General features: G+C 67.8%; 29 protein-coding genes and 2 pseudogenes. 22 read left to right on the top strand and 9 right to left on the bottom strand.

The window, feature by feature from the left end; translation table 11 throughout:
* Positions 1–2 precede the first annotated feature (2 nt).
* Genes flgE through BDW16_RS21100 form a run of 5 tightly spaced genes read right to left on the bottom strand, consistent with a single transcriptional unit; the run spans position 3 to position 3,012 of the window.
* Positions 3–1,292 carry a flagellar hook protein FlgE gene (gene flgE, locus BDW16_RS10315; protein WP_066581029.1) on the bottom strand — a complete coding sequence of 430 codons (1,290 nt, stop codon included), beginning with the start codon at positions 1,290–1,292 and terminating at the stop codon, positions 3–5.
* A gap of 22 nt (positions 1,293–1,314) precedes the next feature.
* The gene (locus BDW16_RS10310; RefSeq protein ID WP_237241214.1) at positions 1,315–2,001 is read right to left on the bottom strand and encodes a flagellar hook assembly protein FlgD; all 687 of its coding nucleotides are present in this window, start codon (positions 1,999–2,001) and stop codon (positions 1,315–1,317) included.
* Positions 2,001–2,414 carry a flagellar basal body rod protein FlgC gene (gene flgC / locus BDW16_RS10305; RefSeq protein ID WP_066581032.1) on the bottom strand — a complete coding sequence of 138 codons (414 nt, stop codon included), beginning with the start codon at positions 2,412–2,414 and terminating at the stop codon, positions 2,001–2,003. The genes BDW16_RS10310 and flgC overlap by 1 nt, the downstream gene beginning before the upstream one ends.
* Before the next feature lie 2 nt (positions 2,415–2,416).
* The gene (gene flgB, locus BDW16_RS10300) at positions 2,417–2,770 is read right to left on the bottom strand and encodes a flagellar basal body rod protein FlgB (RefSeq protein ID WP_066581034.1); all 354 of its coding nucleotides are present in this window, start codon (positions 2,768–2,770) and stop codon (positions 2,417–2,419) included.
* 35 nt (positions 2,771–2,805) lie between these two features.
* Positions 2,806–3,012 carry a hypothetical protein gene (locus BDW16_RS21100; RefSeq protein WP_125958773.1) on the bottom strand — a complete coding sequence of 69 codons (207 nt, stop codon included), beginning with the start codon at positions 3,010–3,012 and terminating at the stop codon, positions 2,806–2,808.
* Between BDW16_RS21100 and BDW16_RS10295 the strand changes: the two genes are divergently transcribed.
* The 8 genes from BDW16_RS10295 to BDW16_RS10260 all read left to right on the top strand — a co-directional run bounded on the left by BDW16_RS10295 (position 3,011) and on the right by BDW16_RS10260 (position 9,287).
* The gene (locus BDW16_RS10295; protein ID WP_066581121.1) at positions 3,011–3,697 is read left to right on the top strand and encodes a motility protein A; all 687 of its coding nucleotides are present in this window, start codon (positions 3,011–3,013) and stop codon (positions 3,695–3,697) included. The two genes, BDW16_RS21100 and BDW16_RS10295, sit on opposite strands and share 2 nt — an antisense overlap.
* Positions 3,694–4,212, top strand: a complete 519-nt coding sequence (locus BDW16_RS10290) for a flagellar motor protein MotB (RefSeq protein ID WP_174532078.1) — start codon at positions 3,694–3,696, stop codon at positions 4,210–4,212. The genes BDW16_RS10295 and BDW16_RS10290 overlap by 4 nt, the downstream gene beginning before the upstream one ends.
* Before the next feature lie 13 nt (positions 4,213–4,225).
* On the top strand, positions 4,226–4,747 hold the full coding sequence (locus BDW16_RS10285) for a flagella basal body P-ring formation protein FlgA (protein WP_066581036.1): 522 nt from the start codon (positions 4,226–4,228) through the stop codon (positions 4,745–4,747).
* Between the two features lie 67 nt (positions 4,748–4,814).
* On the top strand, positions 4,815–5,102 hold the full coding sequence (gene flgM / locus BDW16_RS10280) for a flagellar biosynthesis anti-sigma factor FlgM (protein WP_066581037.1): 288 nt from the start codon (positions 4,815–4,817) through the stop codon (positions 5,100–5,102).
* On the top strand, positions 5,089–5,409 hold the full coding sequence (locus tag BDW16_RS10275) for a hypothetical protein (RefSeq protein WP_066581039.1): 321 nt from the start codon (positions 5,089–5,091) through the stop codon (positions 5,407–5,409). The genes flgM and BDW16_RS10275 overlap by 14 nt, the downstream gene beginning before the upstream one ends.
* A gap of 172 nt (positions 5,410–5,581) precedes the next feature.
* Positions 5,582–6,451 (top strand): flagellar biosynthesis protein FlgJ, encoded by an 870-nt coding sequence (locus BDW16_RS10270; protein WP_066581041.1) that lies wholly within the window; start codon positions 5,582–5,584, stop codon positions 6,449–6,451.
* A gap of 5 nt (positions 6,452–6,456) precedes the next feature.
* Complete coding sequence (gene flhA, locus BDW16_RS10265; RefSeq protein ID WP_066581043.1) at positions 6,457–8,547, top strand: flagellar biosynthesis protein FlhA; 2,091 nt, start codon at positions 6,457–6,459, stop codon at positions 8,545–8,547.
* Positions 8,544–9,287, top strand: coding sequence for a sigma-70 family RNA polymerase sigma factor (locus tag BDW16_RS10260; RefSeq protein WP_066581044.1), 744 nt, complete (start codon positions 8,544–8,546; stop codon positions 9,285–9,287). The genes flhA and BDW16_RS10260 overlap by 4 nt, the downstream gene beginning before the upstream one ends.
* Positions 9,288–9,456: 169 nt before the next feature.
* On the opposite strand, the gene BDW16_RS10255 is transcribed toward BDW16_RS10260, so the two are convergent.
* Together BDW16_RS10255 and BDW16_RS10250 are read right to left on the bottom strand one after the other, a co-directional pair.
* Positions 9,457–9,804: an antibiotic biosynthesis monooxygenase family protein gene (locus BDW16_RS10255; RefSeq protein ID WP_066581045.1), complete on the bottom strand. Its 348-nt coding sequence runs from the start codon at positions 9,802–9,804 to the stop codon at positions 9,457–9,459.
* Positions 9,801–10,106, bottom strand: a complete 306-nt coding sequence (locus BDW16_RS10250) for an NIPSNAP family protein (RefSeq protein WP_066581047.1) — start codon at positions 10,104–10,106, stop codon at positions 9,801–9,803. The genes BDW16_RS10255 and BDW16_RS10250 overlap by 4 nt, the downstream gene beginning before the upstream one ends.
* 66 nt (positions 10,107–10,172) lie before the next feature.
* On the opposite strand from BDW16_RS10250, the gene BDW16_RS10245 reads away from it, so the two are divergent.
* Genes BDW16_RS10245 through BDW16_RS21095 form a run of 3 tightly spaced genes read left to right on the top strand, consistent with a single transcriptional unit; the run spans position 10,173 to position 11,513 of the window.
* Positions 10,173–10,841 carry an ArsR/SmtB family transcription factor gene (locus tag BDW16_RS10245; RefSeq protein ID WP_066581049.1) on the top strand — a complete coding sequence of 223 codons (669 nt, stop codon included), beginning with the start codon at positions 10,173–10,175 and terminating at the stop codon, positions 10,839–10,841.
* A complete protein-coding gene (locus BDW16_RS10240) occupies positions 10,842–11,195 on the top strand; it encodes a YbaN family protein (RefSeq protein WP_066581050.1) in 354 nt (117 codons plus the stop codon).
* A 9-nt stretch (positions 11,196–11,204) separates the two neighbouring features.
* The gene (locus BDW16_RS21095; RefSeq protein WP_125958774.1) at positions 11,205–11,513 is read left to right on the top strand and encodes a hypothetical protein; all 309 of its coding nucleotides are present in this window, start codon (positions 11,205–11,207) and stop codon (positions 11,511–11,513) included.
* Between the two features lie 168 nt (positions 11,514–11,681).
* On the opposite strand, the pseudogene BDW16_RS21635 reads toward BDW16_RS21095, so the two are convergent.
* Positions 11,682–11,957: pseudogene (locus BDW16_RS21635) on the bottom strand (flagellin); the annotation flags it as partial.
* 816 nt (positions 11,958–12,773) lie between these two features.
* Positions 12,774–13,139 (bottom strand): annotated as a pseudogene (locus BDW16_RS21630) (flagellin N-terminal helical domain-containing protein); the annotation flags it as partial.
* Positions 13,140–13,388: 249 nt separating this feature from the next.
* On the opposite strand from BDW16_RS21630, the gene BDW16_RS10230 reads away from it, so the two are divergent.
* Genes BDW16_RS10230 through fliN form a run of 11 tightly spaced genes read left to right on the top strand, consistent with a single transcriptional unit; the run spans position 13,389 to position 23,258 of the window.
* Positions 13,389–14,636 (top strand): sigma-54 interaction domain-containing protein, encoded by a 1,248-nt coding sequence (locus tag BDW16_RS10230; RefSeq protein ID WP_066581055.1) that lies wholly within the window; start codon positions 13,389–13,391, stop codon positions 14,634–14,636.
* Positions 14,633–15,004, top strand: coding sequence for a flagellar hook-basal body complex protein FliE (fliE, locus tag BDW16_RS10225; RefSeq protein ID WP_066581057.1), 372 nt, complete (start codon positions 14,633–14,635; stop codon positions 15,002–15,004). The genes BDW16_RS10230 and fliE overlap by 4 nt, the downstream gene beginning before the upstream one ends.
* 5 nt (positions 15,005–15,009) lie before the next feature.
* Entirely contained in the window at positions 15,010–16,677 is a 1,668-nt protein-coding gene (gene fliF, locus BDW16_RS10220) for a flagellar basal-body MS-ring/collar protein FliF (protein ID WP_066581058.1), read from the top strand.
* The gene (fliG, locus tag BDW16_RS10215; protein WP_066581060.1) at positions 16,674–17,684 is read left to right on the top strand and encodes a flagellar motor switch protein FliG; all 1,011 of its coding nucleotides are present in this window, start codon (positions 16,674–16,676) and stop codon (positions 17,682–17,684) included. The genes fliF and fliG overlap by 4 nt, the downstream gene beginning before the upstream one ends.
* Positions 17,677–18,396: a FliH/SctL family protein gene (locus BDW16_RS10210; RefSeq protein ID WP_066581062.1), complete on the top strand. Its 720-nt coding sequence runs from the start codon at positions 17,677–17,679 to the stop codon at positions 18,394–18,396. The genes fliG and BDW16_RS10210 overlap by 8 nt, the downstream gene beginning before the upstream one ends.
* Before the next feature lie 9 nt (positions 18,397–18,405).
* Positions 18,406–19,734 carry a FliI/YscN family ATPase gene (locus BDW16_RS10205; protein WP_066581064.1) on the top strand — a complete coding sequence of 443 codons (1,329 nt, stop codon included), beginning with the start codon at positions 18,406–18,408 and terminating at the stop codon, positions 19,732–19,734.
* Positions 19,735–19,748: 14 nt separating this feature from the next.
* Complete coding sequence (locus BDW16_RS10200) at positions 19,749–20,174, top strand: hypothetical protein (RefSeq protein WP_066581065.1); 426 nt, start codon at positions 19,749–19,751, stop codon at positions 20,172–20,174.
* 28 nt (positions 20,175–20,202) lie between these two features.
* Positions 20,203–21,384: a flagellar hook-length control protein FliK gene (locus tag BDW16_RS10195; protein WP_125958775.1), complete on the top strand. Its 1,182-nt coding sequence runs from the start codon at positions 20,203–20,205 to the stop codon at positions 21,382–21,384.
* A gap of 24 nt (positions 21,385–21,408) precedes the next feature.
* Positions 21,409–22,014, top strand: a complete 606-nt coding sequence (locus BDW16_RS10190; protein ID WP_066581068.1) for a flagellar basal body-associated FliL family protein — start codon at positions 21,409–21,411, stop codon at positions 22,012–22,014.
* A 27-nt stretch (positions 22,015–22,041) separates the two neighbouring features.
* The gene (locus tag BDW16_RS10185; RefSeq protein ID WP_241230438.1) at positions 22,042–22,971 is read left to right on the top strand and encodes a flagellar motor switch protein FliM; all 930 of its coding nucleotides are present in this window, start codon (positions 22,042–22,044) and stop codon (positions 22,969–22,971) included.
* Complete coding sequence (fliN, locus tag BDW16_RS10180) at positions 22,968–23,258, top strand: flagellar motor switch protein FliN (protein WP_066581072.1); 291 nt, start codon at positions 22,968–22,970, stop codon at positions 23,256–23,258. The genes BDW16_RS10185 and fliN overlap by 4 nt, the downstream gene beginning before the upstream one ends.
* The last annotated feature ends 9 nt before the right edge of the window (positions 23,259–23,267 follow it).

Genomic DNA, 23,267 nt, shown 5'->3' with positions numbered 1-23,267 from the left:
AATCAGCTGCGGATGTTGAAAATGGTCTGCGAGATCTGGCTTGCGGTATCGAGCGCCTTGGCGTTCGCCTGGAAGTTGCGCTGCGCCGCGATCAGCCCGACCAGTTCCTCGGTAATGTCGACGTTCGACCGTTCGATCGCGCCCGACATGAGGCCGCCAAAGCCGTTGGTGCCCGGCTCGCCGAGCCGCGGCTCGCCCGAGAGACCAGTCGAGGCCCAGGTCGAATTGCCGAGCTGACGCAGGCCCGACGGGTTGGAGAAGTTCGCGAGCGCGACCTTGCCCAGCGCCTGGCTGTCGCCGTTCGAGAAGCTGGCACGGACGGTGCCGTCCTCGCCCACGGTCACACCGTCGAGCTGGCCCACGGCCTTGCCGTCCTGCGAGCGATTGTTGACGCTGAACGGCGCGCCGAGCTGCGTCGTGGCGCTGCCGAAATCGAGCGCGATGGTCTGTTCCGTGGTGCTGGTGCCGACGGTGAACGGCGCAAACTGGGTCGGCGCGGTCGGCGCGGTCAGCGCACCGCTCGAATCGAAGGTCAGCGTGATCGGGGCCGGGTTGGCCGGATCGGTGCCGAGCTGCTTGTCGCCGACAAAGGTGTAGACCGACCAGCTGCTCGGCGACGCCGAGGTTTCGCGCACGAAATAGCTGGTCATGGTCAGCGGGTTACCGCTGGCGTCATAGATCGTGGTCTGGGTCGAGTTGTTGTAGGTGCCCGGATCGAAACGGTCGAACGCATAGGGCGTGTCGGGCGTGAAGCGCGACGCTTCCTTGGGCACCGACGAATAGGCCGAGAGATTGAGCGAGAGATTCACATTCTCGGTCGCCTCGGGCACGCCGCTGGTCTGCGGCAGACGCAGGTTGACCGTCGAACCCAGGCCGGTCGCGATGACCGCGCCCGAGCCGTCGACCGGATAGACCTGAAGATACGAACCCTGCGAATCCGTGACGTAGCGCTCGCTGTCGACCAGGAAGCTGCCGTTGCGGGTGAAGTTGACGCCGGCGGCGTCGAGGCTGGGCTTCACCGCGAAGAAGCCGTCGCCCGAGATTGCGATGTCGAGCGAGGACGAGGACTGCTGGGTGCCGCCCTGGCCGAACTGCTGGCGGATCGCCTTCACCGTGGTGCCCGAACCGATCATCTGGTTCGGGTTGAGCGACACGCTCGACGCGATGACGTCGGCGAACTCGGTCCGGCTCTTCTTGAAGCCGTTGGTCGAGACGTTCGACAGATTGTGGCTGATGGTCGACATATCGGTCTGCGCCGCCTGAAGACCCGAGAGCGAGGTGTAGAAGGACATTGCTTATGCTCCTTGAAAAGGCTCAGCCGATCTTGCGGACGGCGGTGGTGGAAACCTGACCGATGCCGGGCAGGGTGAGGACGGGGTTGCCGTCGCTGCCCATCGCCACCGCGGTGACGGGGGCCCAGACAAGCGGCTTGGCCGAGACCGCGCCGCCATCGGCATTCTGCGCGGCGACGCGGATCTTGAACGGGCCGTCGCCGGCCTTCTCGCCGGTATCGGTCTTGCCGTCCCATTCGAACTCGAGCTGCCCCTTACCGGCCTTGCCGAGCGCGACATTCCTGAGGATTTCGCCGTTCGGCCCCTCGATCACGACGTTGACCTCGTTGGCGTCGGCGCCGAGCTCGATCACGCCGCCAAGCGTGCCGTCGGTGCGCGGATAGGCCGTGTTGCCCTCGGTCAGCACGGTACGGCCGACCCATGAGACGAGGTCCGTGGTCGAGGTCGCGCCGAGCTTGGTGGCGATCGCCTGGAGCGTGGTATTCATCTCGCTGATGCCGGCGAGCGACGAGAATTGCGCCATCTGGGCGACCATCTGCGTGTTGTCGACCGGATCGAACGGATCCTGATTCTTCATCTGCGCGGTCATCAGCGTCAGAAAGTCCGACTGGCCCAGGGTCGATTTGCCGCCCTTGGCCACGGCATTCTTGTCGGTGGCGCCGGTTCGGCCGATGCCGAGCTTGGTCATCACATCATCAAAGCCGGCCATCAGCTGCGTCCCAAATTGAGCGTCTGGGTGATCAGCGTCTTTGCCGTCTGCATCACCTCGACATTGTTCTGATAGGTGCGGGCGGTCTCCATCATGTCGACCAGCTCGCGGGTCTCGTCGACCGCGCTTTCCCAGATGTTGCCGTCCTTGTCGGCCATCGGGTTGCCGGGGTCGTAGCGCTTGGTCGGCGCCTCGCCGGCGGTAACGACGCTTTCGACATCGACGGTGGCGAGGTTGTTCGCGGCGTCGAAGGCGGTGCGGAACACCGGCTTCTGCGTGCGATAGGCCTCGGCCGCAGTCGATGCGACCTGGCCGACATTGGCGAGGTTCGACGCGGTGGTGTTCATCCGCACGAGCTGCGCCGACATGGCGCGGCCCGCGACCTGGAAGATGCTGAGCGGCTGATCGGCCATGGTTACTCTCCCTTCAGCGCGCGGGTGATGGTGGAGATGCGCCCGTTGAGGAACGCGAGCGTCGTCTGATAGGCGACGGCGTTCTCGGCGAAGGCGGTCTGCTCGGTCGCGAGCTCGACGGTGTTGCCGTCGAGGCTGGGCTGGAGCGGGATGCGGAACTTGGTCGCACCCCCGATCGGATCGACGCCTTCCATTCCCGGCGTCTCGATCGCGTTCAGCGCTTCCTTGAAGTCGATGTCCTTGGCCTTGTAGCCGGGCGTCGAGGCGTTCGCGATGTTCGACGCGAGCACGCCCATGCGCTGCGAGCGCACCGCGAGCGCCGCACCGTGCACCCCGAAAAGACTGTTCTGACCCATGCTATGCGTCCTCCGCACATTTGTTCGCGACCTTCCTAGCAATGGGCGTGCCAGTTTCCGGGTTCGGGGCTGAAATCGTCCGGATTGCCGGGAAATGCGAAGAGGGCGGCAAGATGTTGCCGGGGGCGGCAATGGTTTTTGCCGGTTTTGCCGGTCGCTGCTGCCCAGCCGTGCGCACGGCCCTTGCACGCAGGCAGGAAGGGCAATTGGCCCGGGGCTTGCAAAGAATCGCGCATGAACATGGCCGCGATCTCCCAACCCGCCACCACAGCCGCGACGGCGCTCGTCCCCGGCACCTTTCTCGATCCGGTGGCGATCGGGATCGTGCTGGGTGGCACCGCGCTCGCCATGGTGCTGCGCAATCGGCTTGCCGATGTCGGACGGGCGTTGGCGGCATTGACGGTGCTGTGGCGGCGGCCGTTCAGCGCCGATGTGCTGCTCGGCCAGATCGCGGCGCAGGAGCGGATCGCGCATCGCCATGGCCTGTTCTCGCTCGACCGCGCGGTGATCGCGGATCCCGACATGGCGGCGGCGATCGAGGCCGCAGTCGACGGTGCGTCGCCCGAGCAGGTCGAGCGGCTGGTCTGCGATCGCGTAACCGCGCGTGCCGAGCGCCATCGCGCCGCGATCGAGGTGTGGACCGGTGCGGCCGAGGCGGCGCCGGCGATGGGGCTGATCGGCACGATCCTGGGCCTCGTCCAGATGTTTGCATCGATGCAGGATCCCGTGACGATCGGCGCGGCGATGGCTGTCGCGCTGCTCGCAACGCTCTATGGCGCGCTGGTCGCCAACCTGATCGCGATGCCGGTTGCGTCCCGGCTCAAGCGGCTCGCGCGTGCCGAGGCGACCGAGCGGCTGCGGCTCGCCGCGCCGCTCGCGCATCTCGCGACGCTCGAGCGCGCGCGCAAGCGGGAGATTGCGGCATGAGCGCCCGCCTTTCCGCCGACATGTGGGACGAGATCGCGCCCGCACGATCGGTGTGGCTGATCACGCTTGCCGACCTCGCGCTGCTGCTGGTCGGCTTCTTCGTGCTGCTCCAGGCCAATCGCGAGCTGGATCGCGAGACGCTGCTCGCCGGGCTGCGCGCAGGCTTCGGGATCGAGGATAGCGCGCCCGCGCCGATGGCTGTCGCGATGGCGCGGGTCGAGGGATTTGCCGAGGGGGTGGCCGTTGCCGATCCGCGCGGCGCGATCCTGTGGGCCCGCGATGCCGCGCGCGATTCGCGGACGCGCATCACCATCACCGGATCGACCGATGGCGCGCGCGACGTGGATGCCGCGACCGGCAGCGCCGCGATCCTCGCCGCCGATCGCGCGCGCGCCGTTGCCGCAGCGCTGGTGCGCAGCGGCGCGGCGTCGCCCGATCGCATCGTCATTCTGACCGACCCCGGCAAGCGCCGGGCGGTCACTCTTTCCGTCGGCTTTGCCGGCGCCAGCAATTGAACCGGAGGCAAAGATGATCGTCATTCTCCTGTCCGCATTGGCGGCAAGCACAGGCCCGGCCGCATTCCAGTCCACCGACACGCTCGACCGGCTGGTCGAGCAATTCGCTGGGGCGCCGATCGGCATGGAAGGCGGCGCACGTGCGCCGGTGGACAAGCGCCTGAGGCTCGCCGCGTGCGACGCTCCCCAGCTGAGCTGGCGCTCGGCCGCGGAGGATGCGGTGGTGATCCGCTGTCAGGGACCGCAGCAATGGCGGGTGTTCGTGCCGGTCAACGCGCTGCCCAGGCCCGCCGCTCCGGTCGTGGCGGCGATGCCTGCGCCTGCAGTGGTCAAGCCGGCGACGGTGATCAAACGCGGCGATCCGGTACTGATCGAGGCGGGCGCCGCCGGCTTCTCGATCAGCCGCGAGGGGCTGGCGATGGCCGATGCGGCCGCGGGCGCGCGGGTCCTGGTGAAGGTCGACGACAAGCGGCCGCCGGTCGCCGCGATCGCGCTGGAACCGGGGCGTGCGCGGCTGCCCGGATTCGGCGAATGATTTTTTGCTAAAGCTTCCGCGCGTGCTGCCGTTCTTGCGTATGTCCGCAGAATAAAGGGTTGCAGACATGGTTGATCCAGTCGGCTTCAAGCCTGCATCAATTGCCGACCGGCGCCTGACGCCGGTAGCCCCGGCCGCGCCTGTGAAGGCGGCGGAAGGTGTGACGCAGGCTGCCCAGACCAGCACCGCCGCCTCGATCACCCAGGCTGCCGCTGCAAGCGTGCCGGTGGATGCCGAGCGCGTCGCGCGGATCAAGAAGGCGATCGCCGAGGGCAAGTTCCCGCTGGTTCCTTCGACCGTCGCGGACCGGCTGCTCGCGCTCAAGCTTCAGTGGAACCCGCATGACAAGGCGTGACGCCCTGGTTCGTGTGATCGATGCGCTGCACGCCGAAATCGACGCATTGAAGGCGAATGACGTCGCCGCGCTCGAACGCGCGACGCGCGAGAAGCTGATCGGCATCGACGCGGTGGGGGCCGCGAACGACGATGATCCTGCGCTCTCGCCCGAGCTCAAGGCGCTGGCCGAGGAGGCGCACCGCCTCAACGAGACCTGCCGCATCTACGTCAACCTGATGGCTGCCAATGTGCGGCGGCGGCTGCAGACGCTGACCGGCAACAATTTGCCGTCCTACCGGCCCGGAATTGCCGGAAGCTTTGCCTGATTGGCGCCGCTGACGCGACGCGTGCCGCTCCAGCCCGCTCCCCCACCCGGCGACCCATAGGGTAGCTTCGCTGGGTGGCCGGGTGGGGGAGCGCGCTGGAGCGGCCCTCCCAGAAAAAATGGCACGCCTCTTGCTGATCTTCCTGCACTCAGGGGAAGAAGAGCAAGAGCCGATGAGCATTCCTTCGATCGGAGCCAAGGCGAACGTCACCACGGCGATCGCAACGGCCAGCCAGAAGACCGGTATCGACTTCAACTATCTGCTCGGCCAGGCGCAGGTCGAAAGCGGGATGCGCAGCAATGCGCGCGCACGCACCTCGAGCGCCACCGGCCTCTACCAGTTCATCGAGCAAAGCTGGCTCGGCGTGGTCAAGGAACATGGCGACAAGCACGGCATGGGCTGGGCGTCGGACAGCATCCGCCGCACCGCCAGCGGCCGCTTCGTCGTCGGCGACCCCGCCATGCGCCAGGCGATCCTGTCGATGCGCAACGATCCGCAGGCGGCGTCGCTGATGGCCGCCGAACATGCCAGCGACAACAAGGACAGCCTCGAGAGCTCGCTCGGCCGCGAGGCGACCGGGACCGATCTCTATATGGCGCATTTCCTCGGCATCGGCGGCGCGCGGAAATTCCTGCGCGCGATGGACGCCAACCCCGGCCAGCCGGGGGCGAACCTGTTCCCGGCCGCGGCGCGCGCCAACCGCAGCGTGTTCTACGCGTCGAACGGCGCACCGCGCTCGCTCGGCCAGATCTATGAGCGCTTCGCAGGCAAGCTCGACAAGGGTGCCGCCTCGGCGGGCGCGACCGGACTTCCTTCCGGCCAGCTCGATGCGAAGTTCCAGCAGCTCGTCCAGTCGCTGGGCCCCGATGCCGAAGTTGTGCTGGGCAACGACGCTATCGGCCAGGACCGCAATTGGCTGGCCACGCTCGACCGGCTGCAGGCCGCCGGACGCGGGACCGAGACGCGCGGGGTGAACCCCCTGCGGCCGACGCCTGAGACCGCCAAGCTTGCCTATATGATGCTCGCGAGACTGGGAGCGTAATCCGCGTGAACGCACTTGCACTCAAGGGGGGCATCGGCCCCGCGCTGAAGAGCTTCGCCCTGCCCGTCGCCATCCTCGTGCTCGTCGCGATGATGGTCGTGCCGGTGCCGACCTTCCTGCTCGACGCCTTCTTCATCATGAACATCGTCATCAGCCTTGCTGTGCTGATGGTCGCGCTCAACGCGCAGAAGCCGCTCGACTTCTCCGCCTTCCCGACCGTGCTGCTGTTCGCGACCCTGTTCCGGCTGGGCCTCAACGTCGCATCGACGCGCGTGGTGCTGGGTCACGGGCATGAGGGCGAGGCCGCCGCCGGCCATGTGATCGAGGCGTTCGGCACCTTCATGATCGGCGGCGACTATGTCGTCGGCCTGTTCGTGTTCGCGATCCTGATCATCATCAACATGATCGTGGTGACCAAGGGCGCGGGCCGCGTGTCCGAAGTGTCGGCACGCTTCACCCTCGATGCCTTGCCCGGCAAGCAGATGGCGATCGACGCCGACCTGAACGCCGGCCTGATCACCCCGGACGAGGCCAAGGCGCGCCGCGTCGAGGTGGCGACGGAGGCCGACTTCTACGGCGCGATGGACGGTTCGTCCAAGTTCGTGAAGGGCGACGCGATCGCCGGCCTGCTGATCCTGTTCATCAACATCATCGGCGGCCTGATCCTCGGCCCGGTCAGCCATGGTCTGACGATCGGCGAGGCGGCGCAGACCTATGTGCTGCTGGCGATCGGCGATGCGCTGGTCGCGCAGCTGCCCGCGCTGCTGCTGTCGATCGCTGCCGCCGCAATCGTCACCCGCGTCAGCGCGAACAAGGAACAGGGCCTGACCGATCAGATCGGCAGCCAGTTCGGCAGCCACAAGACCTGGACCCCGGTCGCGGTCATCGTCGGCCTGCTCGGCCTGTTGCCCGGCATGCCCGCCTTCATCATCCTGCCCGCTGCGGCCGGCTCCGGCTTCATGGCCTGGAAGATGTACCAGGCGAGCAAGCGCCCGCCTGCGCCGGTTGAAACGATCGATGCCGAACCTGCCGACCCGTCGAAGATCGGCTGGGACGAGGTGACCGACAACATGCAGGTGATGATCGACATCGGCTATGGCCTGGTGCCGCTGATCGACGAGCGCCGCGGCGGATCGCTGATGGGGCGGATCACCGGGGTGCGCCGCCAGCTTTCGAAGGAGCTTGGCTTCGTGGTGCCGCAGGTGCGCGTGCGCGACGACATCAACATGGGGCCGTTCACCTATCGCATCGTCGTCGGCGGCGTGGTGATCGGCGAGGACAGCGTCTCGCCCGACGAGGTGCTGGCGCTCGACACGGGGCAAGCGGTCGGCACTCTCAACGGCAAGCCGGTCAAGGACCCGACCTTCGGACTCGATGCGATGTGGATCTCGTCCGCCGATGCCGATGCGGCGACCGGCCAGGGCTGGCTGGTGGTCGATCCGGGCACCGTGATGGCGACGCACCTCAACCAGGCGCTGATCACCAACGCCGCCGACCTGCTCGGCCCGGACGAGGTGCAGGCGCTGCTCGACGGCCTGCGCGAGCGCGCGGCGCAGCTGGTTTCCTCGCTCTCGCCCAACCCGCTGCCGATCACGACGCTGACTCAGGTGCTGCGCGGGTTGCTCGCCGAGAATATCCCGCTCAAGGAATTCCGCCGCATCGCCGCGGCAATCGCCATGGCGGCGCAGAAGACGCTCGACGCCGACGAGATCATCGAGACGATCCGCCCGGAGCTCGGCCCGCTGATCATCCAGCGGCTGTGCGGTGTGCGCGAGCCGCTGCGCGTGATGACGCTGGAAGGCCAGCTCGAGGCGCTGCTGGGTCAGGCGATCCGTTCCGACCCCGCCAAGCGCCACACCATCGAACCCGATCTCGGCCGCCGCATCGTCGACGCGCTCCAGCGCGCCGCCCAGCCGCTGGTCGCCGAAGCCAAGCCCTTCGCCCTGGTCGTCCAGCCCTCGATCCGCATCGCGATCCGCAAGCTGGTCAGAACCTGTCTCCCGGATACCCCCGTGATGAGCTTCTTCGAAGTGCCTGAGGACAAGTCGGTCGAAGTCGTCGCCGTCATCGGTGCGCCGGAGGCGCTGCCCGCATGAGCTTCCAGCCCTCTCCCAACGAATTCGCGCTGACCTATGGCCGCACCGGCGAAACGAAGCGCGACATGGACGGCCTCGTGCGCAAGCATATGCCACTGGTCCGCCGGCTCGCCTGGCACGTCCATGGATCGATGAGCAGCCTGATCGACGTCGAGGATCTGGTGCAGATCGGCCTTGTCGCACTGGTCGAGGCAGCGGCGAGCTTCGAGGATCGCGGTCTCGTCAGCTTCGACCAGTATCTGCAGACGCGGGTCCGCGGCGCGATGATCGACGAGCTGCGGCGCCAGGCGACGATCACGCGCGGCGCGATGAAGCGGCGGCGCGTCTACAATGACGCGATCGCGGCGCTGACCGACGAGCATGGCAAGCGGCCCGACGAGGCCGCGGTCGCGTCACGCCTTGGCGTCACGATCGAGAAGCTGCGCAGCGACTATGCCAGCGCGGAGGCGGTGCGCTTCGATTCGATCGACGAAGTCTATTCGGACGAAGGCCCCTGGTTCATGTCCGACGAACCCTCGGCATTCGACCAACTCGCCGACGCCGATCAACGCGAGGCGCTGATCGCAACAATTTCCGAGCTGCCCGAGAAGGAACAGCTGGTGATCCAGCTATACTATGTCGAGGAGCTTAACCTCGAGGAGATCGGACAGGTGCTCGGCGTGGGTGCCGCGCGCGTCTGTCAGATCAAGAAGAGCGCGCATGACCGGCTCAAGAAAGGGCTGATGCGGCGTCTGGGATGACGGATGCGGTGCCGGGGGGCCCGTATCCGCATAGGGGGCAGGGGCGGGAGCGTGCCGGGGGGCCGCTTCCGCCCCTTCTTTCTGGGACCCGTCGAAAGCGCGATCTTCTGCGCTTCGATGCTCGACGATCACCCTTCTCGCCTCGACCTGAACTGAATTTCGACCGATCCTATTCGGCGTGTACGGCGCGGCTGTCGGGTGGGGCTTCGGCGCGATCGTTCAGGCCATAGTCGCGCATCACGGTGGCGATGCGGACGCGATAGTCGCTGAACACGCCGTCGCGTCCGGCGGTTTGGGCGCCGCGGTGCTTCGGGCGGTTGCGCCACTCGGCAATTGCGGCCTCGTCGCGGAAGAAGGAGAGCGAGAGCAGCTTGCCGGGGGTGGTCAGGCTCTCGTAGCGCTCGACCGAGATGAAACCGTCGATCGCCTCCAGATCGGCACGCAGCGACGCGGCGATATCGAGATAGCTTGTCTCCTGCCCTGAAGCGGGCATCGATTCGAAGATGACTGCAATCATGACGTCACCTTGCGCAGGAAGATGCGGTCCTCGCGCCGGATGAACCCTTCGTCGCGTGCGAAGGCGAAATTGTCGCGCGCCCCGGGGTCGTCGCGCAATCGCGCGCGATACGCTTCGTAGGCCGCGAGATCCGCGATGTCGTAGATGCCGTATGCGGTCGTTGCCGATCCTTCGTGTGGGGCATAATAGCCGGTGAGCCGAGCGCCGCAGCGCGGGATCGCATCGTTCCAGCCCCGCGCATATTGTTCGAACGCATCGGTGCGGAACGGGTCGATCTGGTAGCGGATGAAGCAGGTGATCATGCGGGTCCTCCTTGCGCTGCCGGATAGCCGATTGTTCGCCGCCAATGCTTCGGCTATGGCCGAACTATGCAGGACGGCCCCTCCATATCGCGCGTCGCGGCGCTGATCGGCGATCCGGCGCGCGCGAACATGCTGGTCGCGCTGATGGATGGGCGAGCGCTGACGGTGAGCGAGCTTGCGCAATGCGCCGGCGTCGCGCTGCCGACGGCTTCGGGGCATCTGGCACGGCTGAGCGACGCCGGGCTGGTCGTCCCGGCGCGGCAGGGACGCCACCGCTACTTCCGGCTCGACGACGGGGATGTCGCCGCGGCGATCGAGCTGCTGATGGGGATCGCCGAACGGACCGGCGCCAAGCCCGTGCGCCCGGGCCCGCGCGATGCGGCGATGCGCGAGGCACGGGTCTGCTACGATCATCTCGCCGGCGACCGTGCGGTCCGGCTGGCGGAGCGCTTCGTGGCCGACGGCTTGGTGACGGCAGGCGACATGCCGCAGATCACCGCGTCCGGCCGTCTCCGGCTCGACACGCTCGGGGTGGCGCTGACGGCGCACGGGCGGCGGCCCGAGTGCCGGACCTGTCTCGACTGGAGCGAGCGGCGCAACCATCTCGCCGGTATGCTCGGCGCAGCGATCCTTCAGCATGTGCTGGCCCAGGGCTGGGCGAGGCGGGGGCCGGGGCGGGTGATCGCGTTCGATGCCGCCGGCGCCGCCGCGTTCGACCGGGCGTTCGGCCTCTAGGTGCGGCGGCACCTCTACCTCGCTGCGGGCTTTGTCAGCCTTGGCCTTGCGGTGATCGGTGCGATCCTGCCGGTGATGCCGACCACGGTGTTCGTGATCCTGGCCGCCTGGTGTTTCGCGCGCAGCTCGCCCCGGCTCGAGCGCAAGCTCCTCGACCATCCGAAGTTCGGTCCGCATATCGTGCGCTGGCGGGAAAAGGGGGCGATCAGCCGCGGGGGGAAGAAGGCTGCGACGGTGGCGTTCGCGGCGAGTATCGCGCTGACGATGATCTTCTCGCCCATGCCCTGGCCGCTGGTGACGATCGCCGCGGCCGTCACGGTCGGCGGGTGGATCTGGACACGACCTGAAACTTAGGAAGCGGGAATGGTGCGCCCACGCAACATCAAGACGATTGCATTGGCTGGGGTCTGCATCGCGATCGGAATTGCGATAGGCCTTTGGTTGCCGCGCGGCACGGATACCCCGCCCTTGAGACCGAATGCGGTGCCCGGTTCCGGAAAATCGAGGGCCGGACTCAATGGTCGAGGCATGTTCTCGCCGGACATCAGCAATGATCCCTTTGTCCGACAGGAACAGCTCAAGGTGGTGGAGATGCTCGAGCAACAGTGCCGCTCCAGCGGCAAGGACTGCGCGCTCGCGAAGGCGGCGCGCGAAGCACTCGACAGAAACTGACCATCCCGCCGAAGGCGCGGCCGTGCCTTGCTTGCCGAAAAGGAAAAACCCCGGCGGAAGCCTCCATTTCTGGGGCGACCACCGGGGCTTCCTCGCATGCCCTCCCGCGAAGAGAGGGTGACCGGCCGTGGTGCCTGTCAGGGGGGTGACACCCCGACCGGCACACGCTTAGCGAAGCAGCGAGAGAACGTTCTGCTGCGACTGGTTGGCCTGGGCCAGCATCGCGGTGGAGGCCTGGCTCAGGATCTGTGCCTTGGCGAGCGCGGTCGTTTCGGCCGAGAAATCGGCGTCCTCGATGCGGCTGCGCGCTTCGGACAGGTTGCTCGTCGTGGTCGTCAGGTTGGCGACGGTCGATTCGAGGCGGTTCTGCACCGCACCGAGATCGCCACGGCCGGCCGAGATCTCGGTCAGCGCGTCGTCGATCACCTTCATCGCCGCCGAGGCATCGTCCTGGGTCGCGATCGACAGATCGCTGCCCTTGGCCGAGGTCGCGGTCAGGCCGATCGAGGCCATCGCCGCGGTCTCGCCGCCGACGATGATCGTCTCGCCCGCAGCCGCGGTCAGCACGACCTGGTTGAGCGCGACCGTGGCGTCCGTGTCGTCCGTCATCGCCAGATCGGCGGACGCACCCTCGGCGCGGACCTTGAACTTCGCGAGGTCGGCGGTGTCGGCCTTGAACACCACATCTGCGGCGCTGGTCAGTTCGATCGCGGTGCCGGCCTCGTTGAGCGCGGCGGTGACGCCGACACCGCTGGTGCCGTTGATCGCGGTGACGAGCAGTTCGAGGTCGTAGTAGCCGGGAACCGCAGGCGGGCCGGTGACGTCGGCGACTGCGCCATCGGAAAGATCGATCGCCTTGCCGTTGATGTTGAGCGTGCCGGTGGTGTTCTTGTCGGCGCCGACCATCGTCAGCGTCGCCTTGGTCTGTGCAGCGGCCGTCACCCCGGTCTCGCTGGTCTTGGCGTTGATCGCGGTCACCTTGTCGGCGATCGCGCTGCTGGCGTCACCATTGGTGTCGACGCTGGCGCCGATCCAGGTGCCGTTGATCTGCAGCTCGTTCTTCTTGATGCCGGTGTTGGCCACCGTGCCCGTCACCGGGCCTTCGACGCCGACCTTGAGGCCGAGCTTCTCGGACGAGGTGTTGAGCATCGACATCGAGATCGTCTCGCCGGCGTTGATGCCGGTCTGCAGCGTCACGTCGCCGGTCTTGCCGTCGAGCAGGCTGACGCCGTTGAAGTTCGCGGTCTTCGAGATGTTGCCGACTTCAGCGATCAGCTGGGTCATTTCGGCCTGCAGGGTCGAGCGGTCGCTGGGGCTCAGCGTGCCGTTCGAAGCCTGGGTCGCCAGTTCCTTCATGCGCTGAAGCATGTTGGTGACTTCGCCCAGCGCGCCTTCGGCAGTCTGAGCGAGCGAGATGCCGTCATTCGCGTTGCGGATGGCGACGTTCATGCTCTTGACCTGCGCGGTCATGCGGCTCGCGATGGCGAGGCCCGCGGCATCGTCCTTGGCGCTGTTGATGCGCTTGCCGGTCGACAGACGCTCCATGGCGGTCTGCAGCGACGACGAAGCCATCTTGGACGCATTCGCGGCGCGGAGGCTCGCAATGTTCGTTCCGATAACAGTCATGTCTTGTCTCCGTTCAGTCCGGCGTCCCCGCTTACCCCCCTGAATGCGAAGGAGCTCGAGCCGCCACTGGGGTCAAACGGCAGGCTGAGGCGGGGATTAAGCACTTTTCTGAACCACGGCCCGAACGGCCTACGCGCACACGCGTAGAGGCGCGCGCGGCAATCTGGAGCCGTTTCGGCTGATTTTTGCCGCATGGTTTACGACTCGTTTACCATCAATCCTGCATCACCCTCCCAACAGGGGGTTTGAATGCAGACGATCTTTCCGTCAGCTGCGGTGCTTCGGCAGCATTATGCGCTGGTCTCCTCGCTGCGTGCGCAGGGCTTCACCATCGGCGCCGCCGACAAGGTCAAGCCCATGCCGGGCGATCTGTTCATGATCGTAGAGGGCGAGGCGCCCCCGGTTTCGGCGAGGACGCTGGTGCTGGCCGAGGGGCCGGTCGCTGCGGTGCCGTTCCATGACGGCAACCCCGCGCGGCTGAGCTTCGGTCCCGAAGACGCCGCGATCGCCGGCGGCTTTGCCAGCGCGATGCTCCGCGGCGCTCATGCCCCGGTCGCGGCCGATCCCGAGAGCCTTGCGCTCTACGCGCTGGCCGAGCGGGTCGCGGCCGCCGACATCACCGTATTGATCAACGGCCCGACCGGCACCGGCAAGGAAGTGCTGGCTAAGGCGATCCATATGGGCAGCACCCGCCGCGACGGCCCGTTCATCGCGGTCAACTGTGCGGCGTTGCCCGAGACGATGCTCGAGGCGCTGCTGTTCGGCCATCAGAAGGGCTCGTTCACTGGCGCCAATGCGGCAGGCGAGGGGTTCTTCCGCGCCGCGAACGGCGGCACGCTGCTGCTCGACGAAGTCGCGGAGATGCCGCTGGCGCTCCAGGCCAAGCTGCTGCGCGCGCTGCAGGAGCGTGAGGTGGTGCCGATCGGTGCGACCAGCCCCGAGAAGATCGACGTCCGCGTCATCGCCTGCGCCAACCGCGACCTTCAGGCCGAAGTGGCCGAAGGCCGGTTCCGCGCCGACCTTTACTACCGCCTCTCGGTGTTTCCGCTCACCACCCGCCAGCTCGCCGAGCGGCCGGGCGACGTCGCCGCGCTCGCTTCGGCGATGGTGCTGCGTCACGCCGGCAATCGCGCCCGCCTGCCCTGGGTGACGCAGGACGCGCTGGCGGTGCTCCAGTCGCACGACTGGCCGGGCAATGTCCGCGAGCTGGAGAATGTGATCCAGCGCGCGCTGCTGCTCTGCCCGGGAGATGCGATCACCGCCGATCACCTGATCTTCGACCGTGCGCCCGCCGCTGCCCCGGCGCAGGCGGAAGGCACGCTCAGCAACATCGTCCAGCTCAGCGAATTCGCGGCGATCCGCGAAACGCTGGCGGCGTGCGGCGGCAGCCGCACCGAGACCGCCAAGCGCCTCGGTATCTCGGAGCGCACGCTGCGCTACCGCCTCGCCAAGGCGCGCGAGCAGGGTGAGGACATCACGCGGAGGGCCACGGCATGAGCGGCATTGGCGGCGTCGGCGCAGCGGGCGGTATCGACCGCGTCATGCAGCTCCGCGCCCAGATCCTCGAACGCAACGAAGCGCTCCAGCGCGCGACCAGCGGCGCGGCTGCTCCGGCGACGGCGCCGGTCGGCCAGCCCGCGGGTCCGGCGAGCTTCACCGAGACGTTCGAGACCGCATTCCAGCAGGTCAACGGTGCGCAGCACCGCGCCAGCGAACTCTCCGCCGCCTACGAGCGCGGCGAGACGGTCGACATCGCCAGGGTGATGCTCGCCCGTCAGGAGGCGTCGGTCGGCTTCGAAGCGACGCTTCAGGTCAGGAACAAGCTCCTGACCGCCTATCGTGACATCATGAGCATGCCGGTCTGATCGCTATGAGCAACGCAGTCTCCGTCGCCGAAACCGCCGCTCTCCCCGCCACCACGGGGCCGGGCGGTTTCGCCAATCCGCTGAGCCAGATACGCTCGATCCTCTCGCAACCCGCGGTCAAGCGCAGCCTGCCGCTGATCTTCATGGTCGGGCTGATCGGCGCTGCCGCGCTCGCCTGGATGGCGCTGGCGACCCCGCCGCAGCGCGTGCTGTTCGCCAGCCTGCCCGAGAGCGATAAGGCCGCCGTGGCCGAGGCCTTGAGCGCCGCGAGCATTCCGAACGCGATCGACGGCGCGGGTTCGCTGACCGTTGGCGAGGACGATTATCACAAGGCGCGGATGCTGCTCGCCGGACAGGGGCTGCCCAAGGCGGCGCCGGGCGGCTATGCGCTGCTCGACCAGCTTCCGATGGGCGTCAGCCGTGCCGTCGAGGGCGAACGCCTGAGGCAGGCGCGCGAGACCGAACTCGCCCGTTCGATCAGCGAGATCGATACCGTCGCCGAGGCGCGCGTCCATCTCGCGACCCCGGAAGCCACCGTGTTCGTGCGCGACAAGGCCGAACCTTCGGCCTCGGTGATCGTCAAGCTCCAGCCGGGCCGCACGCTGTCCGACGCGCAGGTCCGCTCGATCGTCAACCTCGTCGCATCGTCGGTGCCGGGGATGAAGGCCGAGGCGGTGACCATCGTCGATCAGGCGGGCGCCTTGCTCAGCAAATCGGGCCAGGAAGGCAGCGCCGGCGACGCACGCATCGATTTCCAGCGCCGCATCGAGGACAAGTATCGCCAGCAGCTGGTGCAGCTGCTGACTCCCCTGCTGGGTGCCGGAAACTTCACCGCCGAGGTGCAGGCCGATGTCGATCTCGACGAGAGCCAGGCGACGCGCGAGACGTTCGACAAGGCGGGCGCCGTGGTGCGCGCCGAACAGGGCAACTGGACCGGCGCGCCGCGCGACGGCGCCAATGCGCCTGGCGGTATTCCTGGCGCGCTCTCCAACGTCGCGCCTGCGCCGAGCGTCGTGGCCACGCCGACGCCCGAAGGCGTCACCGCCGGTGCCAATCAGCCTGCCACGCCGGCCGCCGCGCCGGGCATGAAGCAGAGCGACAGTTTCGCGCGCAGCTACGACAACGCCAAGGAAATCTCGGTCACCCGCGCCGCGCCGGGCAACATCAAGCGGCTGTCGGTCGCGGTGCTGCTCAAGGAGGAGCCGGGCAAACCGCGGGGCCAGGTCGAGATCAAGCAGATCGACGATCTGGTGAAGGCCGCGGTCGGCTTCAACGCAGCACGCCAGGATCAGGTAACCGTGGTCAGCCGCAAGTTCAGCACGACTGCGGACGCGGCGAGCGAGGGCCCCGCCTTCTACGAAAGCGGCTGGTTCGCGATGGTTGCGCGCAATGTGACAGCAGTGGTGATCGCGCTGCTGGTGCTGCTGCTCGGCGTGCGTCCGCTCGCCAAGGCATTGCTCAAGAAGCGCGACGACACCAATCGCGGCGGGGCGCTGCCGATGGGCGGAGCCGACGGCGTCGCGATGCCGGCGCCGGTGAGTGCCGAGATGCTCGGTGCGGGCGGCGTGCCGCTCGGGGAACGAGTCGGGCTGGTGCGCGATTTTACCCGTGACAATCCGGCGCGCGCTGCACTCGCCGTGCGCGACATGATCAAGGCGGAGGGCAATCGATGAACGCGCCGCGCAATTTCTCCGGTGTCGAACGCGCCGCGGTGCTGATGATGGTCGTCGGCGACGAAGAGGCCGCCGCGATCCTCCAGAAGCTCGACCCCGAGGAAGTCCGCCAGCTCGGCACCGCGATGATGAGCGTCGCCGATGTCAGCGAATGGGAGATGGCGCAGGTTCTGGACGATTTCACCGGCCGCGCGCAGGAGCGCAGCGCGATCCAGTTCGATCCGCGCCCCAAGCTCGAATCGGTGGTCACCAAGGCGCTGGGACCGGAACGCGCGAGCACGATCCTGTCGCGCATCCTGCCGCCCGAGCCCAACGAATCGATCTCGGCGCTGCAATGGATGGATGCGACCGAGATCGCGGCGATGCTGGAGGAGGAGCATCCCCAGATCGCTGCGGTGCTGCTCGCGCATCTCGAGCCTGCGACCGCGGGGCAGGTGCTGGAGATGCTGCCCGAGGCGATTCAGCCGCAGGTGCTGCGCCGCGTTGCGCGGCTGGGGCCGGTGACCGCAGAGGCGCTGGCGACGCTGACCGCGCTGCTCGAACGCCATTCGAGCCAGCCGCGCCGCGTCGCGGGCGTCCAGATGGGCGGCACCCGCGAGGCGGCGAAGATCATGTCGAGCGTGCGCAAGGTGACCGAGCAGAAGGTGATGCCCAAGCTCGCCAAGCTGGATCGCGACGTAGCGAGGGCGATCGAGGAGGCGATGTTCGTCTTCGACAATCTGCTCGATCTCGACGACAAGAATATGGGCACCCTGCTGCGCAACATCGAAAGCGACGTGCTGGTCCGCAGCCTCAAGGGCGCGGACGAGGCGGCGCGAACGCGCTTCCTGTCGTGCATGTCGAGCCGTGCGGCCGACACGATCCGCGACGAGATGGAAGCGCGCGGCCCGATGAAGCTCGCCGAGGTGCTGGAGGCGCAGAAGGTGATGATCGCCATCGCCCGCCAGCTGGTCAAGGACGGCACGATCACGATGCCGGGCAGCGGCGGAGACGACGACTATGTCTGATCCGGCCGGTTTCGTTCCGGGTCTCGCCGCACGCAGCGCGGGGATCGCCGAGGCGCTTCAGCGTGCCTTCGCCCCGCCCGAGGAATTCGCCCCGCGGGCGGTGCGCCCGCGCGACGCGGCGTCGGCTGAGCCGCGGCATTTCAGCCCGGCCGAGCCGGGCCACAATCCCACCGAAGGCTGGGATCCGTTCGATCCCGAGCCCGCGCCCGAGCCCAAGGACTTCGTCGATCCGATCGCGGCGGCACGCGCCGCCGGCTATGCGGAAGGGCTGGCAGCGGGGCGCGCCGAGGCCGACGCAGTGGCCGCGCAGCAGGCTGCCTTGCTGCAGCAGGTCAGCAACGCATTGGCGCAGGGCGCGCATTTCGACCGCGAACGCCTGGCCGGGCATCTGCGCCAGACGGTGTTGCATCTCGTCGCGAAGATGATCGGCGAATCGGGCATCGCCCCCGATGTGCTCGCAGGCCGGATCGAGGCGGCGACCGACATGCTCGCCGACAGCGCCGAATCGGCGATCCTGCGGCTGCATCCCGACGACATCGCGCTGGTGCAGGATCATCTGCCCAAGACGGTGTTCCCCGTCGGCGATCCTAATGTGACCCGCGGCGGATTCGTCATCGAAAGCGCATCGACCATCGTCGAGGACGGCCCTGACATGTGGCTCGAGCAGCTCGCTCAGGCGATCGACCGCGTTCCGATTCCTCCGGCTGTCTGAGGGCGCCGCATGTATAACCGCTTCACCGCCGACTATCTCGACGGCCTCGCCTGCCGCGATTTCCGCCCGCAGCCCAAGGTTTCGGGGCGCCTGTCTTCCTATGACGGGCTGCTGATGGAAGCGGTCGGTCTGTCGCTCCCGGTCGGCACGGTCTGCGCGATCGGCACCGGCGCCAGCCGCGTCGAAGCCGAGGTGATCGGGTTTCGCGGCGGCAAGACCTTGATGATGAACCTGGGCGGCCCGGCCGCCCTGCTTCCCAACGCGCCGGTCCGTCCCGTCGGTCCTCCTGGCGAAGCGGAGGTGGGCGCGGCGATGCTCGGTCGCGTAGTCGATGGCGCGGGCAAGCCGATCGACGGGCTCGGCCCGATCCGCGGCGCCGGCAAATGGCCGCTTGCGGGGAAGATTCAGTCACCGCTCGACCGCGGCCGCGTACTCCAGCCGCTCGATGTCGGCGTCCGTGCGATCAACGGGCTGCTGACGATCGGCCAGGGGCAGCGGGTCGGCATCATGGCCGGATCGGGCGTCGGCAAATCGGTGCTGCTCGGCATGATGGTGCGCGCGGCCAAGGCCGACGTCATCGTGATCGGGCTGATCGGCGAGCGTTCCCGCGAAGTTTCCGACTTTCTCGAGACCAAGGTCGCAGGCGAAGCGCGCGCGCGCTCGGTTGTGGTCGCAGTCCCGGCCAACCACTCTCCGGTGCTGCGCATCCGCGGCGCACTGCGCGCTACCGCCATCGCCGAAGCCTTTCGCAACGAGGGCAAGAAGGTGCTGCTCATCATGGATTCGCTGACCCGCGTCGCGCATGCGGGCCGCGAGATCGGGCTGGCACTCGGCGAACCGGCATCAGCACGCGGCTATCCGCCGAGCGCGATCGCGATGCTGCCGAGCCTGATCGAGCGCGCCGGGACCGACGTCCACACCGGCGGATCGATCACCGCAATCTATACCGTTCTGGCCGATGGCGACGACGGCAACGACCCCGTGGTCGATTCGGCACGATCGATCCTGGACGGGCATATCGTGCTCAGCCGGGCATTGGCGGAGCGCGGCGTCTATCCTGCGATCGATCTGGGCCCCTCGGTCAGCCGCGTGATGACCGACATCGCCGACAAGGAGCATGTCGCCGCCGCGCGCGTGCTGCGCCGCCACCTCGCCACCTATGAGGAGAATCGCGATCTGGTGCTGATGGGCGCCTATCGCGCGGGCGCCGATCCGGCGATCGACGCGGCGATTGCCTGCCACGATTCGGTGCTTGACTATATCCGTCAGGCTTATGACCAGACCGTCAGCCTCGAAGAGGCGGTGACGGAGCTGGTCGGCGTGTTCGGGGATGCCTGATCTGAACGCAGCGCATGGCTGACAAGCACCAGAAGAAGCTCGGTCGCCTGCTGCGCGTCCGTACGCTCCAGCTCGACATGGTGCGGGTGAGCGAAGTCGCGGCCCAAGCGAAGGTGACCAATGAGGAAGCACTTCGCGCGCGCATCGCCCAGCTGGCGCAGGGCGTCGCGCCGGCGCCCAAGCCGGGAAGCGCCACCAGCCTGATTGCCGAAGCCTATTATCGCGATCGCCTCCACCAGTCCGCCTTTGCCGCCGACCGCCGCATCGCCGAGGCGCAGCGCGGGCTCGACACGGCGCGTGCTGCGACCCGCGAAGCCAAGCGCGACCAGACCGCGATCGAAAAGCTGATCGAGCGCGCCGAGGCGAATGCGGCTCGCCGCGCGATGCGGGCGCTTGAGGATATGCCGGCCATTCCGAAAAAACGGCACGATCCTTGCTGATCAGCGGGCGAAGGAGTTTTCGCCCGCAATGCCAGACTTGCTCGCCTCCACGTCGCTGCTCCCGCTCACGCCTCCGCTCGCCCCGCGCGCGCCCGTAGCTGCGCCGGCCACGGCCGATTTCATGGCGGTTCTGGGCGAGCTGGTGCTTCCGCCCGGAGCGAAGCTGTCGGGCGGCAAGGGGCAGGCGATTGCCGGAGACGGCAAGAACTTGCCGCTCGAGGGCGAGGCTGATGCCGACGCGGAGGAGGCGAAGGACCCGGTCGTCGCATGGCTTCCCGCGGGTCTCGCGCCTGTTCCGGCCGACCTGGCTCCGTTGCCCGATCCTGCGCTCCTACCGCCACAGTCTGGAACCGGTATCGACGCTGCGGCCGCGGCAGCGCTTCCCGCGCAGGCGGCCGGAAAGACGGCGGGCGAGTTGATGGCCGGAGCCGCCAGCCTCGTTCCTGCACCCGTCGAGGTTTCGGCGGCCAAGGCAGCAGAGGCGCCGGTTGTTCAGACGCTCACTGTCGAAAGCGAGGCTCCGTTGCCGGAAGCGCCCGAAGCGGTTCCGGAGATCGACAGGCGCGACAAGGGCGGTGCGCCCGAGCGCGAGTGCGTGTTCCGCCCCTCGCCGGCGTCCCTCATCATCCCGCAGCCGGTCGTGTCCGGTGCGCCCGCCGCTCAGACCGCTGCACAGGTCTTTGCCGCTGCGATCTCGGCCTCGTTCGACGCGCCCGCCGCGCCGCGCGCCGCCGATCCGGTCGCGATGCAGGCGCAGACCGCCGCTACCGAGCAGCTGCGCACGACGGTGCAGGCGATGTCGGGCGCGGATCAGGCTCCGCTCGATCTCAGCCGCGACGACTGGGCGGGCAGGATGGTCGATCGGATCGCCGCGCTGCGCGATGCCGCCGAGGCGACCGACACGCGCATCCGCCTCGCGCCCGAGAATCTCGGCAATGTCGATGTCTCGATCCGGCGCGACGGTGACCGGCTGCACGTCCACTTCACCGCCGAGAATCCCGCGGCGCGCCAGCTGATCGCCGAAGCGGCGCCGCGACTTTCGGAACTGGCCGAGGCGCGCGGCATGAAGCTCGGCCAGACCAGCGTCGACGCCGGTACCGGCGGCCAGTCTCAGGGCCAGCCGGGTCAGCCGCAATCCCATCGACCCGCGCGCCCGGCCTCCGCCGCGGCGCACACCACGCAATCGAGCCGCGACGATCGCGTCGCCTGAACCATCTCCAGGGGGAACTGAGTCATGAGTGACGAGAAAGAGGCTGCACCGGTCAAGAAGAAGGGCGGAGCCAAGAAGTGGATCCTGATCGGCACCGGCCTGATCGTGCTGGTCGGCGGCGGGGTCGGCGGCGGGCTCTATGCATCCAATGCCGGCCTGTTCGGCGGCGCCAAGGCCGAAGGCGAGGCCGAGAGCGGCAAGCCCCGCCTCGTCCCCAAGGACGAGGAAGTCCGCGCCAAGGCCGAAGGCAAGGAAGGCGAGGGCGGCGAAAGCAAGGGGATGAAGCCCTCGGCGGGTGAGGGCGGGGACAAATATGCCTCGACCTATTACCAGCTCGAGAAGGAGTTCACCTCCAACCTGCGGGAAAGCGTCCACTTCGTTCAGGTCGGGATCGCGATCTCGACCCCCTATGACAACACCGTCATCGAAGGCCTGAAGACGCACGAGATGGCAGTGCGTTCGGCGATCCTTCTCGCACTGGGCGAGACCAGCGAGGAGGAGGTGTTCACCGCCGAGGGGAAGAAGAAGCTCCAGAAGCGCCTGGCCGACGCGATCAACGCTGTCCTCAAGGAAAAAGAGGGCTTTGGGGGTGTTGGTAACGTCTACTTTACCAATTTCATTGTTCAGTGAACGGGCATGGTTAACAGCCCTTCAGACATGTCCGCGCCCGAGCGGCGCGAGCGTCCCAGGACCGGAGCGGAACACGCCCCGGCGCTGGGGACGGCGAGCCTCAACCCGTTCGGGGACCTGCATTCGGTGCAGCATCTCTCGGCGCGGTTGGCCAAGTCATTGAAGGGCAGTTTCGAGCCGCTGGTCGGCGAAGGCGCGCGCTGCTGGGCCGAGCCGCTCAGCGTGCAGCGCTTCGGCGACTATCGCGCCGAACGCCCGCAGACGCTGACCGCATGGCTGCCGGTCGCGATGACGCCGGGCCGCGGCCGCGCGCTGATCGTGATCGACGGCAAGTTCGGCTTCGAAATGCTCGACCGCTTCTTCGGTGGCGAGGGCGAGGCGCCGCAGCCGATGCCCGCCGAGTTCACCGGTTCGGCCGAGACATTGCTGGCACGGCTGTCCGATACGCTGGCTCAGCAGCTGGCGCCCGCCTGGGAGTTGCTTGCGAAGATCGACTTCGCGCCGGCGCAGACCTTTGCGCCGCTCTCGGTGGTGCCGGAGATCGATGCGGGCGAGGCGATGGTCGTCACCCGCCTCGGCATCGCCACCGGCGAGGCCAAGCCGCAATGGATCGACATTCTCTATCCGGTCGCGGCGCTGAAACCCTACACGCCGTCGCTTACCGCCAAGGTGATCGGCGGGGAGCCCGAGCCCGAGCCCGAATGGCGCAATGGGCTGACGCGCGCGGCGATGGCGCTGCGCCTGCCGGTGCGATCGGTCCTTGCCGAGCCGCTGGTGCCGCTGTCGAAGCTGATGGCGCTCAAGCCCGGCGACGTGATCCCGATCAGCTTCGGTCCCGACGTGCCGGTGATGGTCAATCGCCAGCAGATCGGTGCCGGCACGGTCGGCACCGCCAATGGTCAGGCCGCAATCCGCCTGACCCGCTTCGAATCCTTCAGCCTTGAGGACGCACGATGAACGACATGACCGGGGGCATCGCCACCGACTCCGCCGCGGCGGCCAACTTCCACCTGTTGCAGGACGTGGACGTCAAGCTGACCGTGGAAATCGGATCGACCACGCTGACCCTGCGCGAGTTGCTCGCGCTCGGCGAATCGAGCGTGATCGAGCTCGACCGTCAGGCCGACGAGCTGCTCGACGTGTTCGTCAACGGCACGCTGATCGGCCGCGGCGAGGTCGTCACCGTCGGCGACAAGTTCGGCATCCGCATGACCGAGCTGGTCGCCCCCGAGAAGCGGGGCTGAACCCAGCCA

The sequence above is a fragment of the Sphingomonas koreensis genome (assembly GCF_002797435.1).
Classification (GTDB): Bacteria; Pseudomonadota; Alphaproteobacteria; order Sphingomonadales; family Sphingomonadaceae; genus Sphingomonas; species Sphingomonas koreensis.
The sequence above is the reverse complement of the archived record's forward strand: the minus strand, read 5'-3'. Positions and strand labels throughout refer to the sequence as shown.

Coding starts and splice junctions, on each gene's coding strand:
- flgE (WP_066581029.1), bottom strand. CDS start 1,292: ATGTCCTTCTACACCTCGCTCTCGGGTCTTCAGGCGGCGCAGACCGAT.
- BDW16_RS10310 (WP_237241214.1), bottom strand. CDS start 2,001: ATGGCCGGCTTTGATGATGTGATGACCAAGCTCGGCATCGGCCGAACC.
- flgC (WP_066581032.1), bottom strand. CDS start 2,414: ATGGCCGATCAGCCGCTCAGCATCTTCCAGGTCGCGGGCCGCGCCATG.
- flgB (WP_066581034.1), bottom strand. CDS start 2,770: ATGGGTCAGAACAGTCTTTTCGGGGTGCACGGTGCGGCGCTCGCGGTG.
- BDW16_RS10295 (WP_066581121.1), top strand. CDS start 3,011: ATGGCCGCGATCTCCCAACCCGCCACCACAGCCGCGACGGCGCTCGTC.
- BDW16_RS21100 (WP_125958773.1), bottom strand. CDS start 3,012: ATGTTCATGCGCGATTCTTTGCAAGCCCCGGGCCAATTGCCCTTCCTG.
- BDW16_RS10290 (WP_174532078.1), top strand. CDS start 3,694: ATGAGCGCCCGCCTTTCCGCCGACATGTGGGACGAGATCGCGCCCGCA.
- BDW16_RS10285 (WP_066581036.1), top strand. CDS start 4,226: ATGATCGTCATTCTCCTGTCCGCATTGGCGGCAAGCACAGGCCCGGCC.
- flgM (WP_066581037.1), top strand. CDS start 4,815: ATGGTTGATCCAGTCGGCTTCAAGCCTGCATCAATTGCCGACCGGCGC.
- BDW16_RS10275 (WP_066581039.1), top strand. CDS start 5,089: ATGACAAGGCGTGACGCCCTGGTTCGTGTGATCGATGCGCTGCACGCC.
- BDW16_RS10270 (WP_066581041.1), top strand. CDS start 5,582: ATGAGCATTCCTTCGATCGGAGCCAAGGCGAACGTCACCACGGCGATC.
- BDW16_RS10260 (WP_066581044.1), top strand. CDS start 8,544: ATGAGCTTCCAGCCCTCTCCCAACGAATTCGCGCTGACCTATGGCCGC.
- BDW16_RS10255 (WP_066581045.1), bottom strand. CDS start 9,804: ATGATTGCAGTCATCTTCGAATCGATGCCCGCTTCAGGGCAGGAGACA.
- BDW16_RS10250 (WP_066581047.1), bottom strand. CDS start 10,106: ATGATCACCTGCTTCATCCGCTACCAGATCGACCCGTTCCGCACCGAT.
- BDW16_RS10245 (WP_066581049.1), top strand. CDS start 10,173: ATGCAGGACGGCCCCTCCATATCGCGCGTCGCGGCGCTGATCGGCGAT.
- BDW16_RS21095 (WP_125958774.1), top strand. CDS start 11,205: ATGGTGCGCCCACGCAACATCAAGACGATTGCATTGGCTGGGGTCTGC.
- BDW16_RS10230 (WP_066581055.1), top strand. CDS start 13,389: ATGCAGACGATCTTTCCGTCAGCTGCGGTGCTTCGGCAGCATTATGCG.
- fliE (WP_066581057.1), top strand. CDS start 14,633: ATGAGCGGCATTGGCGGCGTCGGCGCAGCGGGCGGTATCGACCGCGTC.
- fliF (WP_066581058.1), top strand. CDS start 15,010: ATGAGCAACGCAGTCTCCGTCGCCGAAACCGCCGCTCTCCCCGCCACC.
- fliG (WP_066581060.1), top strand. CDS start 16,674: ATGAACGCGCCGCGCAATTTCTCCGGTGTCGAACGCGCCGCGGTGCTG.
- BDW16_RS10210 (WP_066581062.1), top strand. CDS start 17,677: ATGTCTGATCCGGCCGGTTTCGTTCCGGGTCTCGCCGCACGCAGCGCG.
- BDW16_RS10205 (WP_066581064.1), top strand. CDS start 18,406: ATGTATAACCGCTTCACCGCCGACTATCTCGACGGCCTCGCCTGCCGC.
- BDW16_RS10200 (WP_066581065.1), top strand. CDS start 19,749: ATGGCTGACAAGCACCAGAAGAAGCTCGGTCGCCTGCTGCGCGTCCGT.
- BDW16_RS10195 (WP_125958775.1), top strand. CDS start 20,203: ATGCCAGACTTGCTCGCCTCCACGTCGCTGCTCCCGCTCACGCCTCCG.
- BDW16_RS10190 (WP_066581068.1), top strand. CDS start 21,409: ATGAGTGACGAGAAAGAGGCTGCACCGGTCAAGAAGAAGGGCGGAGCC.
- BDW16_RS10185 (WP_241230438.1), top strand. CDS start 22,042: ATGTCCGCGCCCGAGCGGCGCGAGCGTCCCAGGACCGGAGCGGAACAC.
- fliN (WP_066581072.1), top strand. CDS start 22,968: ATGAACGACATGACCGGGGGCATCGCCACCGACTCCGCCGCGGCGGCC.